Below are 15,337 nucleotides of genomic sequence, written 5' to 3'. Positions count from 1 at the left end.
GTTCGTTTAGCAATACTTTGTTCAAATTGAACATTGACGTGAACAGTATTTGCACAGATGATTGAGCAACACCTCATACACATTTGACAGGGTTAGCTACTCGAATCGTCAACCAAAACAACAAACGAACACCTGAGTGCCGCCTGATGAGAAAAAACGAATATTCGGATTACCGAAGCGTTATTGCCGATTCCTGGAACCGTTGCATTGCCTGGGGCCTTGACCATCATCATGAGCCGGCACCGTTGATACCCGAATCCGTCCGACTGGAGGAAATAAACCGCAAGTACAGCGAACTTCTCTCGATGACCGAGGCGGAAGTGCTGCCCTACTACCGGAACGTGCTTTCCAACAGCCGTTGCCTCATTCTGCTCGCCGATCAACACGCAACCGTACTGAACAGCTGGGGCGATGAACGCATCACCGAGCCACGCCTGAAGCCCTGGTTTCAGGCGGGTGCAAATTGGCAGGAGCAGAATTGCGGAACCAACGCCATCGGAACCTCAATCGTTATTGGTGCGCCTGTGCAGATTCATCGGAATGAACATTTCCTGAAAACAAACCGAAGCATCATTGGCTCTGCAGCACCGATCTTCGATGCCAACAGGCGGATTGCCGGTGTTCTCAGTGCATTCAGCGACGCCTACCTGCCCCAAGCCCACACCCTCGGCATGGTTCGGCTGCTTTCCCAATCCGTGGAAAACCGCCTCATCAATCGTCAGTTTGGCCCGGATCATTTCCAGATCACCCTGAATACAACGGCGGACAACTTCGATAGCCCCTGGTCCGGCATCCTGGTATGTGATGATTCTGGTCGGGTCATTGCAAGCAACCAGCGGGCGGACCAGTTGCTGGGAATGAATACTGTCGAGGCCCGACTGGATGAACTGTTTACCGGCCATCGCAATCACATTCTGGGCCATCCCGAAACGGAGACCCTGCAACTGACCACCCGCAGCAAGGTGCGTCTCAGTGCCCGGATCAAACGCCCCACCAGAGCCCCGGAAAATGCCGGCGAGGCAGATCAGCCCTCATTACCAGAGGATGTGAGGCAATCCGGTGAATTGCTGACTATCAAGAATCTCGAGTACGGTGATTCCGCAGTCAAGCGGTGCGTCACCCAGAGTCTTAAGGTACTGCAGCGGGGTGTACCGGTACTGGTCACCGGCGAGACAGGGGTCGGTAAGGAAGTTCTGATCAAGGCACTTCACCGGGCATCCCACCGCAAGGATCAGCCACTGGTCGCGGTGAACTGCGCCGCCATTCCACCGGAACTGGTTGAATCGGAATTATTCGGCTACGAGCCGGGTGCCTTTACCGGCGCCAGGGCGCAGGGTTCACTGGGTTTCTTACGAAAAGCCCACAAGGGCATTCTGTTTCTCGATGAGATTGGCGAAATGCCCCTTTCGGCACAATCCCGCCTGCTGCGGGTGCTTCAGGAGCGGGTTGTCACCCCCGTGGGTTCCACCGACAGCGTCCCTGTCGACATTCTGCTGGTTACCGCGACCAACCGACCGCTGACATCTCGCATCGAAAGTGGCCATTTCCGGGCGGATCTTTACTACCGGATCAACGGACTATGCGTCGAACTTCCTGCGCTGCGAAATCGGGTCGACAGGTTGACTCTGATACAGAACATCTATTCCCAGCACCGGGATCCCGAGCAGTCCAGGCAGCTTTCTCCCAAGGTCCTGTCGGCCCTGGAGAACCACCCCTGGCCAGGCAACATCCGGCAGCTGGTGAACGTGTTGCGGGTAGCTATCGCGATAGCCGATGGGGAAGACGTACAGGTCTGGCATTTGCCGGAAGACTTTCTTGTGGAATTCGAAGCCACCTCCGGTTGGGATTCCGATACAGATCTTCCGGAGCCAGGTGTTGCAGACGTTGAGGTGGAACCGGGGAATACACTCGCCAGAACACTGCAGGTATACCGCAAGTGCACGGGCAACGTCTCACAGGCAGCGAGGGAACTCGCCATCAGCCGCAACACGCTGTACAAGCGTCTGCGGGAACTGGGGGTTCACTGACCCCCGCTCCCGCAGAACGGAGGGCATCAAAGCTTTTGCACCGCCTGGATCCAGCCACCGTAGAGCTTGTCCCGATGCTCCTTGGACATCACAGGTTCAAAATTTCGGTCACACCGCCATAACTCCGTAAGCTCCTCGAGAGATTTATAGACACCGGCTTCCAGACCGGCCAGGTAGGCGGCGCCCAGGGCAGTGGTTTCAACAAGGGACGGGCGATCCACCCGGGCACCGAGAATGTCAGCCAGAAACTGGAGAACCCAGTTGTTCGTCACCATGCCACCGTCAACCCGGAGGTTGACCGGGCGAATGCCGTCTTTTTCCATGGCCTTCTGCAGATCTTTGGTCTGATAGCAAACGGATTGCAGGCCAGCCGTGACAATCTCCCTGATGCCAGTATCCCGGGTCAGGCCGAATATGGCACCCCTTGCATTAGGATCCCAGTAGGGCGCCCCAAGCCCGGTAAATGCCGGCACCAGGTACACGCCGTGGTCGACCGGAGTCCCTTCCGCCAGCGGTTCTGTCTCACAGGCATTCCGGATAAGCTGTAGGCCATCCCGCAGCCATTGGATAGTGGCCCCGGCGATAAAAATACTGCCTTCGAGCGCATAAGTGGGCTTGCCATTCACCCGGTAGGCTACCGTAGTGAGCAAGCGGTGTTCCGACTGCAAGGCCTTCTCGCCGGTATTAAGCATCAGGAAGCAGCCGGTGCCGTAGGTGCTCTTTGCCATACCGATGCCAAAGCAGGTCTGACCAAACAGGGCTGCCTGCTGATCGCCGGCAACACCAAGCACCGACGTACCGTTAAGTGCCCCACCCTCGGTGATCTGTCCGAACTGGTCGGCAGAATCCATCACCTCCGGTAACAGAGATTCGGGAATGCCGAAAAGCTCCAGAAGCTCCGGATCCCATGTCTGGGTATGAATGTTGAACAACAGGGTGCGGCTGGCATTGGTGGCGTCAGTGCGATGCTCACGGCCACCGGTCAATCGCCACAGCAGAAAGCTGTCTACTGTTCCGAAAGCCAGCTCACCTCGCTCTGCGCGCTTGCGGACGCCGGCCACATTTTCCAATATCCAACGGATCTTGGTGGCTGAGAAATAGGGATCGATCAGCAGCCCGGTTTTGCCGTTAACCCAGGATTCAAGCCCTTCACTTTTCAGGGATTCGCAGTAGGAAGCGGTTCGCCGGTCCTGCCAGACAATTGCGTTGTAAACAGGCTCTCCGGTTTTGCGATCCCAGACCACCGCAGTCTCACGCTGGTTGGCAATGCCCACTGCAACCACCTCGCCACGATCACCACACGCCTCGGCCATTACCGCGTCGCAGGTCTGCTGAACCGATGACCAGATGTCCTCCGGATTGTGCTCTACCCAACCACTGGCCGGAAAATGCTGAGGAAACTCTTGCTGTCGGGTGGCGTGGATGTTGCCCTGCAGGTCAAAGAGTATGGCGCGGGAACTGGTGGTTCCCTGATCGATGGAAAGTATGTACCGGCTCATAGTATTTCCGACCTTGATTTCTTATTTTTTCGTATTTTTACCTTTTTGAAAATAAATGCCAAGTGTTTTTCATGGTAATCGCACATTTCGCCAGGCAAACCCTCTAAAAAAGCTGCATAACCCGCTGAAAACCACTAAACTTTGGAATGATTTCGGACGCACAGTATTTCGCTTGAGAAAAACGACAGAGCGGGGAGGTTTTAGTGGCACAGCGTCGCCGACAAGATCTGATTATGGAGCTGATCCAGCAAAACGGTTTCGTTACAACCGAACAGCTGGTAGAACAGTTCAAGGTTACGCCCCAGACCATCCGCCGGGACCTGAATGAACTTGCGAAACAGAAAAAGCTCCGCAGACACCATGGCGGAGCAGGCATTGATTCCAGCACGGTCAATACCGCCTATCAGGCCCGCAAAATCATGGACCTTGAGGCCAAGGAGCGAATCGCTGAAGCGCTGGTGGAGTTGATTCCCGATAACTCTTCCATGTTCATCAATATCGGCACCACCACCGAGACCATTGCCAAGGCCCTCCTGGAGAAGAACAACCTTCAAATCGTTACCAACAACCTTCATGTCGCGTCCATTCTCTCCGCCAAAGAAGATTTCCACGTAATCATTGCCGGTGGTGAAGTACGAAACCGGGATGGCGGGATTGTCGGTGAGGCTACCCGGGACTTCATCAACCAGTTCAAAATGGACTTCGGAATTATTGGCATCAGCGGCATTCACAACGATGGCTCCCTGCTCGACTTTGATTACCGTGAAGTCCGCGTCGCCCAGGCAATCATTGCCAACTCCAACCAAGTGCTCCTTGCGGCCGACCACTCCAAGTTCGGGCGCAATGCCATGGTCCGTCTCGGAAGCATTTCCCAGGCTGACCATGTGTTCACCGACCAGCAACCACCCGTGGAAATCCGTCAGCTGCTGGCCGAACACAACGTACAGCTCCATATCGTCTGATCATCTTTCTCCGGCATTTCTATCCGAAAACGCGCACACTGTCAGGTTTTCGTTTTTTTTCTCTTTTTTCCTTTACGAATATACTTGCCTTTCGCATAATACCGAAATACCGCATGTTGAATATCGAAAAGTGCGCAATACAACCAAGCGTCTTTTCCATTGGCGTCAGGAGATGACCAACAATGACTACGGAGTACGATCAGTTTGACGTTATTGTCGTTGGCGGCGGAGTCAACGGCACCGGCATTGCCATGGACGCGGCGGGGCGAGGCCTCAAGGTCCTGCTTTGCGAAATGAGTGACCTGGCTTCAGCCACCTCATCAAGCAGCAGCAAGCTGATACACGGCGGACTGCGGTATCTGGAGCACTATGAATTCCGGCTGGTCCGGGAAGCCTTGGCCGAGCGCGAATCCCTGCTTCGCAATTCGCCACACATTATGTGGCCGATGCGATTTCGGCTACCCCATCGCCCTCACCTGCGGCCAGCCTGGATGATCCGCACCGGTCTGTTTCTCTATGACCATCTCGCGAAACGGGAAATACTGCCCGGATCCCGGTCGATTCGGTTTGATGAAAGCGATCCACTGAAGCCGGATATTACCAGGGGTTTTGAATACTCCGATGGCTGGGTAGACGATGCCCGCCTGGTCGTGTTGACGGCGAAAAAGGCACAGCAGTTCGGAGCGCAGATTCTGACCCGCACCAAGTGCGTAAAGGCGGAACAGGGCCCCAAGGAATGGAAAGTCACCCTCCGTGATATGACCAATGAATCGGAAAAAACGGTGTCGGCCAAAGCCATTGTGAACGCCTCTGGCCCCTGGGTAAGCAAGTTATTCGGCGAAACCCTGTCGATGCCCGCGCCCAAGATGATCCGTCTGGTTAAAGGCAGTCACATTGTGGTGCCACGCCTGAACAAGGAAACCGAGGCCTACATCCTGCAGAACGAAGACGAGCGAATCGTTTTTGTTATCCCATACGAGGACGAGTTTTCCCTGGTGGGCACCACTGACGTGGATTACGAAGGTGATCCCCAAAAAGCAAAGATTTCTCCGGAGGAGGTGGAATACCTGCTGGACATCGTCAATTCCAACTTCAAACGCCAACTTGAACCGTCGGATGTTATCTGGTCCTACTCCGGTGTAAGGCCACTAATGGATGACGAAGAGGAAAATGCTCAGAAGGCATCTCGGGATTATTCATTCGAGGTGAGCGGTGAGAAAGACAAGGCGCCACTAATATCGGTATTCGGAGGCAAGATCACGACCTATCGCAAGCTCGCTGAAGCCGCCACAGACAAACTCTGCCAGTTCTTTCCTAAGGCCGGTGGACGGTGGACGAAGACCGCCGTGCTTCCCGGTGGCAACTTTGAAAACCACGACTCACTGGAAGAGAAAATGGGGAGGGATTTCCCGTGGCTCTCGGAGCGGGTTATCAGCCGCTATGTTCGCACCTATGGTATGACCGCCTATGAGATTCTCGAAGACTGCAACTCCATGGACGACCTGGGCATTCATTTCGCCGGAACTCTTTATGAGAGGGAAATTCAACACCTTGTGAAAAATGAGTGGGCCATGACGTCCGATGATATTCTATGGCGCCGGACCAAACAGGGACTCTACGCCACCCACTCCGAGGTTGAAGCCCTGGACCGTTATCTGATGAAAACTCCAATTACCGAAAATGGCCACTAACAGTGCACCTCGGGCTCAAGCAGCCGGCCGACCCTCTCTTGCAGCGCCGGAACCACCTCGTTCTCGAACCACGGATTCCGGCGTAGCCAAAGATTGTTGCGGGGGCTGGGATGCGGCATGGGGAGCACAGCAGGCCAATGCCGCTGCCATAATCTCACGTTTTCAGTGACCGATTTCGGGGCTCCTGGCAGATGCCAGGCTTGAGCATACTGACCAATCAACAAAGTAATACCGATGCCTGACAGGCGCTCAAGCAAAGCCTCGCGCCAAGCCGGAGCGCACTCGGGCCGCGGAGGAAGGTCGCCGAATTTCCCGGTTCCGGGGTAGCAGAACCCCATAGGCAGAATAGCGAGCTTCTCTTCGTCGTAGAAGGTATCGCGAGTCACTCCCATCCACCGCCTCAGCCGGTCCCCGCTGGGATCATTGAACGGCAGCCCGGTCTCGTGGACCCGACGCCCCGGCGCCTGGCCTACCACAAGAATCCGCGATGATTCGCTCAGCTGGATAACCGGCCTGGGGCCGAGTGGCAAGACATCCTTGCAGATTGTGCAGGCGCGCACCCGCCGGACCAGCTCATCAAACGATAATCTGCCCAGATCTTCCGTCATATCAGCCGCCTGTTATCCCAATGGCCTCAGACCTCCGGGTTAGCCAGCGCCTCGGCGGCCCCGAGCAAGCCGGTGTAGGACTCCGTGACCACGTATACCGGCGTGTATTCAAGTAAGGGGCGCATCCGGCCCTTATCCTCGAATCCGTTCCGGAACGGACTCTCCAGAAAGAAGTCCAGAAACCGCGGCAGTATGCCACCACACAGGTACACCCCACCAAGGCTGCCCAGGGTCAGTACACCGTTGCCCGCGGTACGGCCCAGGATCTCACAGAAATGCCTGAGCGTTTCCCGCGCGAGCGGCTCATTGTCACCCGTAGCGGCCGCCGTGATTTTCTCCGGAGCATCCAGTGGGGCAGCAACACCTCTTATCTCCGCGTGGGCCTGGTAGAGGTTGAGCAGGCCCTGCCCGCACAGGATACGCTCCACGGAAACCCGTCCGAAACGAGCCTTGAGAATGCGGAGTATGTCCATTTCAACATTATCCGTGGGGGCAAAGTCCACATGGCCGCCCTCAGTCATCAGCGGCACCCAGCCTTTCTTGATCGGCACAAGACCCGAGACGCCCAGCCCGGTCCCCGGCCCCATCACCAACCGTGGCCGGCGCGGATCTCCCGGGCCACCACATACGTGCACCAGGTTGGCCTCGGACACGTGCGGAACACCCAACGCCATGGCCGTAAAATCATTGATCACCTTGAACGCCGACCAGCCGAACTGCTGGCGAACCTCCTCGGTATCGAACCGCCAGTGGTTGTTGGTCATCCGGACCTGCGTGCCGCGAACCGGTGAGGCCACGGCCAGGCAAGCCTGGCTGACGGACTGGACGCCGACCTTTTGCAGGTAGTCAACGACGGCCCGATCGAGGTTATCGTAATCGCCGCAGGCCAGCACTTCGATGGCCTGAGGCTGGACATCGCCCCGCTCCACCAGTGCGAAACGCGCGTTCGTGCCCCCGATATCACCAACCAGGGAATAGTGTTTTTCCGTCATGCATCGTGGTTCCAGAAAAAGCTTGCGCCCTCTTCAGGATTGCTGGCCGAGCGGCGCAACCAGCCAAACAACTCCCGTCCATACCCGTGATGATACGCGGACAGGTCCACTTTTGCAGACTCGCGGGCAGAGAATTCCGGCTCATCCACCCGGATCAACAGAGAACCCTGGTCGGCATCGAGGCAAATCACGTCGCCGTCACGAACCCGTGCAAGCGCGCCACCATCAAGGGCTTCGGGGTATACGTGGATCGCCGCAGGCACTTTGCCAGAGGCGCCGGACATCCGGCCATCGGTCACCAGACCGACCTTATAACCGCGGTCCTGAAGGACGCCGAGATACGGGGTCAGCTTGTGCAGTTCGGGCATTCCGTTGGCTTTCGGCCCCTGGAATCGGACCACTACGATACAGTCCCTGTCCAGCTCCCCCGCCTCAAAGGCAGCCTTCAGATCATTTTGATCGTTGAAGACCACGGCAGGCGCCTCGATCCGATGATGCTCCGGTGCCACTGCCGACACTTTGATGACGCCGCGGCCCAGATTGCCGTCCAGGACCCTCAGTCCACCATTCGGCGCAAAGGGCTCGGAGGCGCTGCTGAGTACTTCCGGCCACTGGCTTTCCTCGACCGCCGGCTTCCAGACCAGTTCGTCGCCATCCAGCTCCGGCATTTGGGCATAACGCTCAAGCCCGTGACCAACCACGGTCTCGACATCGTTGTGCAGATAGCCTGCGTCCAGCAACTCCCGGATCAGGTACGGTGTGCCACCCGCCTCGTGGAAGGCATTCACATCTTCCTGGCCGTTTGGATAGATCCGCGTCATCGACGGCACAACAGAGGACAGTTCCGCGTAGTCATTCCAGTCGATAATGATACCTGCCGCCCGGGCAATGGCGATCCAATGAATGGTGTGGTTAGTGGAGCCGCCGGTCACCAGCAGCGCCACCAGGGCGTTGACGATGGATTTCTCATCCACCATTTCGCCCAGGCCCAGCTCGCCACCATGGGGTTTGGACAGCCGGATCACCTGCTCGGTGGCCGCCTGGGTAAGTGCATTCCGCAAGGGGGTGTCCGGATTGACGAACGCGGCGCCGGGCAGGTGCAGCCCCATCACTTCCACCAGCAACTGGTTACTGTTGGCGGTGCCATAGAAGGTACAGGTACCGGGGCTGTGATAGGACTTGCTTTCGGCCTCCAGCAGCTCGTCCTTGCCCACCTTCCCTTCGGCGTACAGCTGACGAATCCGCTGTTTTTCTTTGTTGGGAAGACCGGAAGGCATGGGGCCGGCCGGGACCAGAATCGTGGGCAGGTAACCGAAACTAAGGGAGCCGATCAACAAGCCCGGAACGATCTTGTCACAAATACCCAGTAGCAAGGTGGCATCAAACATATTATGGCTGAGCGCCACCGCCGTGCTCATGGCAATGGTGTCCCGGGAAAACAGGCTCAGCTCCATGCCCGGCTGGCCCTGTGTCACACCATCACACATGGCCGGTGTCCCGCCGGCAAACTGGGCTACCGAGCCCATGCTGTGGGCAGTCTCACGAATGATGTCCGGGAACTTTTCATAGGGCTGGTGGGCCGAAAGCATGTCATTGTAAGCGGACACCATGGCCACGTTGGCCTTATTCATGAGCTTGAGGGTGTCCTTGTCAGCCGGGCTACAAGCGGCGAAGCCGTGGGCGAGATTGCCGCAAGACAGCGAACTTCGATGGGGTGACAGCGCTTTCAGGGCATTCATCCGATCCAGATAGTCCCGCCGCGTAGCGCGGCTGCGCTCAATGATTCGCTTGGTGACCTTGTCGATGGTGGGGTGCATGGCGAACTCCATTGCTTCACTTATTATAAATTAGTCTTCAATAGACGTAATTTTACTTCCTTTTTTTTGATCATTCCACCTGAAAACGTTCATTTATTACTTTTTTGTTGTTATATTTACTACATCCAAAGAGGCAGTCGAACAAAAATCAAGCAACAAAGGAGTCACAACATGACTATCCGCATCGCAATCAACGGTTTCGGCCGCATTGGCCGCAACGTCCTCCGCGCACTTTATGAAAATAACTACCGGAATCAACTGCAGGTAGTGGCCATCAATGACCTCGGTGACGCGGAAACCAATGCCCATCTCCTTAAATATGACAGCGTACACGGGCGCTTTGACGGGGTCGTCAACCACGATGCCGAATCCCTGACCGTGAACGGTGACCGAATTGCCATTACCGCCATCCGCAACCCGGAAGAACTGCCCTGGAAAAACTTCCACGTGGACGTGGTGTTTGAATGTACCGGGCTGTTCACCAAGCGGGATAAGGCCGCGGCCCACTTGAGCGCCGGCGCTCGCAAAGTTATTATCTCAGCCCCCTCTCCCGACGCCGATGCCATGGTTGTTTATGGCGTAAACCACAACATACTCGAAGCTGGGCACGATGTGATTTCCAACGCCTCCTGCACCACCAACTGCCTGGCGCCGGTCGCCGACGCTCTGCACAAGGCCGTCGGTATCGAGAGCGGCTTGATGACCACGATCCATTCCTACACCAATGACCAGAAACTCAGCGACGTTTACCACAGCGACCTGTATCGGGCCCGTTCTGCCACCCAGTCCATGATCCCCACCAAAACAGGTGCCGCGGCAGCTATCGGTAAGGTGATTCCGGACCTCGATGGTAAACTGGATGGACTGGCGGTCCGCGTTCCCACCATCAATGTATCACTGGTGGATTTCGGCTTCATTGCCGGCCGTGACACCTCGGTTGAAGAAATCAACGAAGCAGTGCGCTCGGCAGCGAAAAGCAACCCGATCCTGGGCTTCAATACGGAAAAACTGGTCAGCATCGATTTCAACCATAACGCGTTGTCGAGCGTGTTTGATGCAAATCATACCCGGGTGCTTGGCCGTCATGTAAAAGTCATGGCCTGGTATGACAATGAGTGGGGCTTCTCCAACCGGATGCTCGATAATGCCATCGCACTCGTCAAAGCCGGTCAGTAAACGAACCAAAGGACAGATACCATGCTCAGGCGTACCAAGATTGTCGCCACCCTTGGCCCTGCCACGGATACCCCGGAAGCCCTGGCCTCCATCATCAGAGCCGGGGTTGATGTGACCCGGCTCAATTTCTCCCATGGCAGCGCCGATGAGCATATCGCCCGAGCCCGCCGGGTTCGCGATGCGGCTCTCTCACAGGGACGCTTCGTTGCCCTGCTGGCAGACCTTCAGGGGCCCAAACTGCGCATCGCCCGCTTTGCCGAGAACAAGGTCTTTCTGGAAGCCGGCCAGACCTTCGTGCTCGATGCCGCCATGGACAAGGAGGCGGGGACCTCCGAGCGGGTTGGTATAGATTACGAGCAGCTGATCTCGGATGTCGCCCTGGGCGACATCCTGGTGCTGGACGACGGTCGCATCGAAATGGAAGTGAAATCGGTAGATGACCACAGTATCACCTCCACCGTGCTGATCGGCGGCCCGCTTTCGAACAACAAAGGTCTGAACAAGCGTGGCGGCGGCCTGTCCGCCGAGGCTCTGACCGAGAAGGACAAGCAGGACATCGTGACCGCCGCCAAACTGGGCGCGGATTACGTGGCTGTCTCGTTTGTACGTACCGCGGAAGACATGCACACCGCCCGCAGGTTGCTGAGCGAGGCAGGCTCTAGTGCCGGCCTGGTCGCCAAGATCGAGCGTGCGGAACTGGCCCACGACGAAGCGGCGCTGGATGCGGTGATCGAGGCCTCCGATGCGGTGATGGTGGCCCGCGGCGATCTGGCGGTTGAAATTGGCGATGCGGAACTGGTAGGTGTTCAGAAACACATTATCAAACGGGCACGATCCCTGAACCGGGTGGTCATTACCGCCACCCAGATGATGGAGTCCATGATCACCAGCCCGATGCCGACCCGCGCCGAGGTATCGGACGTGGCCAACGCCGTTATGGATTACACCGATGCGGTCATGCTCTCCGCCGAAACAGCAGTGGGCGACTACCCGACCGAGGCCGTCGAGGCCATGGTGCGGATCTGCCTGGGGGCGGAAAAACACCCATCCATGCATCAGTCCAAGCACCGCATCCACGAAAGCATGGAACATGTCGACGAGGCGATTGCCCTGTCTGCCATGTACGCCGCCAACCACCTGAACGGGGTGACGGCGATCATCTGCATGACCGAAACCGGGGCCACGCCCCGGCTGATGTCCCGCATCAAATCCAGCCTGCCGATCTTTGCCTACTCGCGGCACCACACCACCCAGCACCGGGTTGTCCTGTTCCGCGGCGTTCAGACAGTGCCGTTCGATTCCGCCAAGATTCCGAATGAACAGACCAATGCCCTGGCCGTGGCACAGCTTGTCGAGCTTGGCGTGGTCAATGAAGGAGATCTGGTGGTGATTACCAAGGGTGATTACGTCAATGCCCAGGGTGGCACCAACACCCTGAAGATCGTGCGGGTCGGATCAGACATTCGTTGATCACTCGCCGATACAGAAAAACCCACCGAGTCAGGTGGGTTTTTTTGTGGGCCGGTTCCGGCTCAGAGGCCGGCCAGGCTCTGCCTGGCAATTTCAGCGACCCTACCCCAGTCCTTTTCAGCGATCGCATCAGCCGGGGTCAGCCAGGAGCCACCAACTGCCTTCACATTATCCAGGGCCAGATAGTCTTTGGCCGTGGTGCGATTGATTCCACCTGTCGGGCAGAAAGTCACGTCCGGGAAGGGGCCAGCGAATGCCTTCAGTGCCGGCCGACCGCCGGATACCTCGGCGGGGAAGAACTTGAATTCCCGGTATCCGAAGGCGTAGCCCATCATCAGCTCGGAGACGGTAGCGATTCCTGGCAGAAGCGCCGCTTCGGAGGTGACACCGAACTCGAGGATCGCCTCGGTCACACCCGGCGTGATCACGAACTGGGCCCCCGCCGACTCTACCTGCCGATACTGGGCAATACTGGTGACTGTGCCGGCACCCACCCAAGCATCCGGAATGGCCTTGCGCACCTGCTCGATGGCACGCACCCCGTGCTCTGTGCGCAGGGTAATCTCCAGCACGCGGATACCACCGTCCACCAGCGCCTGGCACAGGGGAATAGCATCGTTCGGGTCGTTGATCGCGATAACGGGCACCAGGGGGCAAGCATTGAGAACGGCCTTAACCCTGCCCCGGTGATAGTCGGATAGTTGATTCATCTGTTATCTCCAGAATTCTTTCAAGACGGGATGCCAGAGCCGTCACGGGCTCCAGAAGATTTGCAGCCCGGGCTTCAGAAAGCCGCGAATCGGCATGGCCATCACTTCACCGGAACTCGACGCGGCCTCTTTCAGGGTGTCCAGTTTGTCATCACCCTTTAAGTGCAGGGCGATGAACCGGGCCTCCGCCAGCACTGGATAGGTGAGCGTTATCCGGCGTTGAGCCTGGGAGGGCGGCGCCATGGCGGCCACAATCTCGTTACTTGAGGTGTCCATGGCCCGGGACAACTCCGGTGCGTCCGGGAACAGAGAGGCGGTATGGCCGTCGTTTCCCATCCCCAGGATCAGAACATCAATCGGCAGGGCCAGATCTTTGAGCTCACGCTTGACGGACTCAAGCCCCTCCTCCGGCGTCTCGCCCGGTTGCTTGAGCGACAGGAAACGCGCCCCGGCGGCATGATTCCGAAGCAGGTGCTCCTTGACCAGCGTGGTGTTACTGGCCAAATCCCCTTCGGGGACCCAGCGTTCATCGGCAAGAAGAACATCCACCCTGCGCCAGTCCAACGGCTTCTCCGACAATGCCCGAAAAAAAGGCAATGGAGTGGATCCCCCGGAGACCACCAGACTTGCCCGTGGCGCCTCTTCAAGGCGCCGCTCCAGAAACAGGCTGACCGAATCTGCGAGGGCCCTGGCGACCTCCTCCGGCGTCTCACCAAAGCAGGACTGAACTCCGTCAGGCAGCACGATATCAGGCATCTTCATACCAGCTCCTCCCATCCCTGGTGATCATGGCAATGGAGGCCACCGGCCCCCATGTCCCTGCAGCGTATCGCTTTGGCGGCTCGCCACTGTCTTTCCAGTTGCGGATCACCTGGTCCACCCAACGCCAGGCATACTCAACTTCGTCCCGACGGACAAACAGGTACTGGTTGCCTTTCATGATCTCCCAAAGCAGACGCTCATAGGCATCAGGAATACGATCGGTCTCAAAGGTCTCGGAGAAGGTCAGCTCCAACGGACCCTGGCGCAGACGCATGCCCTTGTCCAGGCCCTGATCCTTGGTGAGGATTTTCAGCGCCATGCCTTCGTCGGGCTGCAGCCGGATGATGAGCTTGTTGTTGGCCAGGTGTTTTTGGTCCGGATCAAAGATGTAGTGCGGTGCCGGTTTGAAGTGGATGATGATCTGCGACAACTTCTCCGGTAGTCGCTTGCCAGTGCGAATGTAGAAGGGCACCCCCGACCAGCGCCAGTTCTCGATCTCGGCCTTGAGGGCCACGAAGGTTTCAGTGTCACTGCCCTTGTTTGCCCCCTCTTCTTCCAGGTAACCGGGAACGGGCTTGCCATCACTGGTACCGGCGGTGTACTGACCGCGAACCACGTAGCTGTCCATCATATCCGGCGTAATCTGTTTGAGCGCCTTGAGCACCTTGACCTTTTCATCCCGGATGCTATCCGCGGACAGATCCGCTGGCGGATCCATGGCGATCAGGCACAGCAGCTGGAGCAGGTGATTCTGAACCATGTCCCGGATCTGTCCGGCCTGGTCGAAATAACCCCACCGCCCCTCGATGCCGACGCTCTCGGCAACGGTAATTTCCACGTGGGAGATATGGTTCTGGTCCCACTGGGAAGCGAACAGGTTATTGGCAAAACGCAGGGCAATCAGGTTCTGGACAGTTTCCTTACCGAGGTAATGGTCAATACGGAACAGCTGGTTTTCGTTGTAGACCGCGCCAAGCTCGTCGTTGATGACTTTTGACGACCCCAGATCATGTCCAATTGGCTTCTCGACCACCACACGGGTCTTTTCGTTGCAACAGCTGGCCGCTTTCAGGTTTCGGGCAATGACCCCGTACATCGACGGGGGTGTCGCCATGTAGACAATGAGCTCATTGGACGGAGCATCCCGCCATGCTTTCAGGGCTTCGTACCCGCCGGGATCATTGAAATCCAGCAACTGGTAATCCACCCGCTCCAGGAAACGGTTGGCAATGTCAGCGTCGAACTCCGCTTCCTTTACGTGATGCTTCAGCTTATCGAACAGCTGTTTGCGAACGGTCGGCCTATCCGCCTCGGTGCGGGCAATCGCCAGCACCCGGCTTCCCTCCGCCAGCAGCCCGGCCCGTTCGAGCTGATAAAGTGCCGGGAACAGCTTCCTCTGGGCGAGATCCCCCAGGGCGCCGAACAGCATAAGGTCACAACGGGTATTGATATTATTGACCATTGGTTCCTTCTCTCTGGTATTGAACAGCAGTCACAGCCTAACCAGCCCCAACCGCTGATGTAGTAATTTTAAACAAATAATGACAGCTGAAACGATTTTTTCCAAGGAAAAATTGCGCTACATGACATTTTTACTACCCCAATCCGTGCAAAAAAGCGGTA

12 protein-coding genes are annotated in these 15,337 nt (G+C 57.2%); 5 read left to right on the top strand and 7 right to left on the bottom strand.

From position 1 onward, the window contains the following. Positions 1–146: 146 nt before the first annotated feature. Positions 147–2,027 (top strand): sigma-54-dependent Fis family transcriptional regulator, encoded by a 1,881-nt coding sequence (locus R6W86_RS03080; RefSeq protein ID WP_410327921.1) that lies wholly within the window; start codon positions 147–149, stop codon positions 2,025–2,027. 26 nt (positions 2,028–2,053) lie between these two features. Here the strand turns inward: R6W86_RS03080 and glpK are convergent, their stop codons facing one another. Continuing rightward, positions 2,054–3,526, bottom strand: a complete 1,473-nt coding sequence (gene glpK / locus R6W86_RS03075) for a glycerol kinase GlpK (RefSeq protein WP_410327920.1) — start codon at positions 3,524–3,526, stop codon at positions 2,054–2,056. Between the two features lie 203 nt (positions 3,527–3,729). Here glpK and R6W86_RS03070 point away from each other — a divergent pair, with 203 nt between their 5' ends. Together R6W86_RS03070 and glpD are read left to right on the top strand one after the other, a co-directional pair. Continuing rightward, entirely contained in the window at positions 3,730–4,488 is a 759-nt protein-coding gene (locus R6W86_RS03070; protein ID WP_410327919.1) for a DeoR/GlpR family transcriptional regulator, read from the top strand. A gap of 182 nt (positions 4,489–4,670) precedes the next feature. Further along, the gene (gene glpD, locus R6W86_RS03065) at positions 4,671–6,179 is read left to right on the top strand and encodes a glycerol-3-phosphate dehydrogenase (RefSeq protein ID WP_410327918.1); all 1,509 of its coding nucleotides are present in this window, start codon (positions 4,671–4,673) and stop codon (positions 6,177–6,179) included. On the opposite strand, the gene R6W86_RS03060 is transcribed toward glpD, so the two are convergent. Genes R6W86_RS03060 through edd form a run of 3 tightly spaced genes read right to left on the bottom strand, consistent with a single transcriptional unit; the run spans position 6,176 to position 9,596 of the window. Further along, positions 6,176–6,787: a uracil-DNA glycosylase family protein gene (locus R6W86_RS03060; RefSeq protein ID WP_410327917.1), complete on the bottom strand. Its 612-nt coding sequence runs from the start codon at positions 6,785–6,787 to the stop codon at positions 6,176–6,178. The genes glpD and R6W86_RS03060 overlap by 4 nt on opposite strands. A 26-nt stretch (positions 6,788–6,813) precedes the next feature. Further along, positions 6,814–7,779 carry a glucokinase gene (locus R6W86_RS03055; RefSeq protein WP_410327916.1) on the bottom strand — a complete coding sequence of 322 codons (966 nt, stop codon included), beginning with the start codon at positions 7,777–7,779 and terminating at the stop codon, positions 6,814–6,816. Further along, positions 7,776–9,596, bottom strand: a complete 1,821-nt coding sequence (edd, locus tag R6W86_RS03050) for a phosphogluconate dehydratase (protein ID WP_410327915.1) — start codon at positions 9,594–9,596, stop codon at positions 7,776–7,778. Before edd ends, R6W86_RS03055 begins: the two co-directional genes overlap by 4 nt. 171 nt (positions 9,597–9,767) lie before the next feature. On the opposite strand from edd, the gene gap reads away from it, so the two are divergent. Continuing rightward, positions 9,768–10,772, top strand: coding sequence for a type I glyceraldehyde-3-phosphate dehydrogenase (gap, locus tag R6W86_RS03045; RefSeq protein ID WP_410327914.1), 1,005 nt, complete (start codon positions 9,768–9,770; stop codon positions 10,770–10,772). Between the two features lie 21 nt (positions 10,773–10,793). Beyond that, entirely contained in the window at positions 10,794–12,242 is a 1,449-nt protein-coding gene (pyk, locus tag R6W86_RS03040; RefSeq protein ID WP_410327913.1) for a pyruvate kinase, read from the top strand. A gap of 62 nt (positions 12,243–12,304) precedes the next feature. Here the strand turns inward: pyk and R6W86_RS03035 are convergent, their stop codons facing one another. Genes R6W86_RS03035 through zwf form a run of 3 tightly spaced genes read right to left on the bottom strand, consistent with a single transcriptional unit; the run spans position 12,305 to position 15,176 of the window. Next, positions 12,305–12,952 (bottom strand): bifunctional 4-hydroxy-2-oxoglutarate aldolase/2-dehydro-3-deoxy-phosphogluconate aldolase, encoded by a 648-nt coding sequence (locus R6W86_RS03035; protein ID WP_410327912.1) that lies wholly within the window; start codon positions 12,950–12,952, stop codon positions 12,305–12,307. Positions 12,953–12,994: 42 nt separating this feature from the next. Beyond that, entirely contained in the window at positions 12,995–13,708 is a 714-nt protein-coding gene (pgl, locus tag R6W86_RS03030) for a 6-phosphogluconolactonase (protein ID WP_410327956.1), read from the bottom strand. Next, positions 13,701–15,176, bottom strand: coding sequence for a glucose-6-phosphate dehydrogenase (zwf, locus tag R6W86_RS03025; RefSeq protein ID WP_410327911.1), 1,476 nt, complete (start codon positions 15,174–15,176; stop codon positions 13,701–13,703). Before zwf ends, pgl begins: the two co-directional genes overlap by 8 nt. Positions 15,177–15,337: the final 161 nt, after the last annotated feature.

This window comes from Marinobacter sp. (assembly GCF_046484525.1).
In the GTDB taxonomy this organism is placed as follows: domain Bacteria; phylum Pseudomonadota; class Gammaproteobacteria; order Pseudomonadales; family Oleiphilaceae; genus Marinobacter.
The sequence above is the reverse complement of the archived record's forward strand: the minus strand, read 5'-3'. Positions and strand labels throughout refer to the sequence as shown.

What these genes read in the sequence shown, in the direction of transcription:
- R6W86_RS03080 (WP_410327921.1), top strand. Translation starts at nt 147, where the DNA reads ATGAGAAAAAACGAATATTCGGATTACCGAAGCGTTATTGCCGATTCC.
- glpK (WP_410327920.1), bottom strand. Translation starts at nt 3,526, where the DNA reads ATGAGCCGGTACATACTTTCCATCGATCAGGGAACCACCAGTTCCCGC.
- glpD (WP_410327918.1), top strand. Translation starts at nt 4,671, where the DNA reads ATGACTACGGAGTACGATCAGTTTGACGTTATTGTCGTTGGCGGCGGA.
- R6W86_RS03060 (WP_410327917.1), bottom strand. Translation starts at nt 6,787, where the DNA reads ATGACGGAAGATCTGGGCAGATTATCGTTTGATGAGCTGGTCCGGCGG.
- R6W86_RS03055 (WP_410327916.1), bottom strand. Translation starts at nt 7,779, where the DNA reads ATGACGGAAAAACACTATTCCCTGGTTGGTGATATCGGGGGCACGAAC.
- edd (WP_410327915.1), bottom strand. Translation starts at nt 9,596, where the DNA reads ATGCACCCCACCATCGACAAGGTCACCAAGCGAATCATTGAGCGCAGC.
- gap (WP_410327914.1), top strand. Translation starts at nt 9,768, where the DNA reads ATGACTATCCGCATCGCAATCAACGGTTTCGGCCGCATTGGCCGCAAC.
- pyk (WP_410327913.1), top strand. Translation starts at nt 10,794, where the DNA reads ATGCTCAGGCGTACCAAGATTGTCGCCACCCTTGGCCCTGCCACGGAT.
- R6W86_RS03035 (WP_410327912.1), bottom strand. Translation starts at nt 12,952, where the DNA reads ATGAATCAACTATCCGACTATCACCGGGGCAGGGTTAAGGCCGTTCTC.
- pgl (WP_410327956.1), bottom strand. Translation starts at nt 13,708, where the DNA reads ATGCCTGATATCGTGCTGCCTGACGGAGTTCAGTCCTGCTTTGGTGAG.
- zwf (WP_410327911.1), bottom strand. Translation starts at nt 15,176, where the DNA reads ATGGTCAATAATATCAATACCCGTTGTGACCTTATGCTGTTCGGCGCC.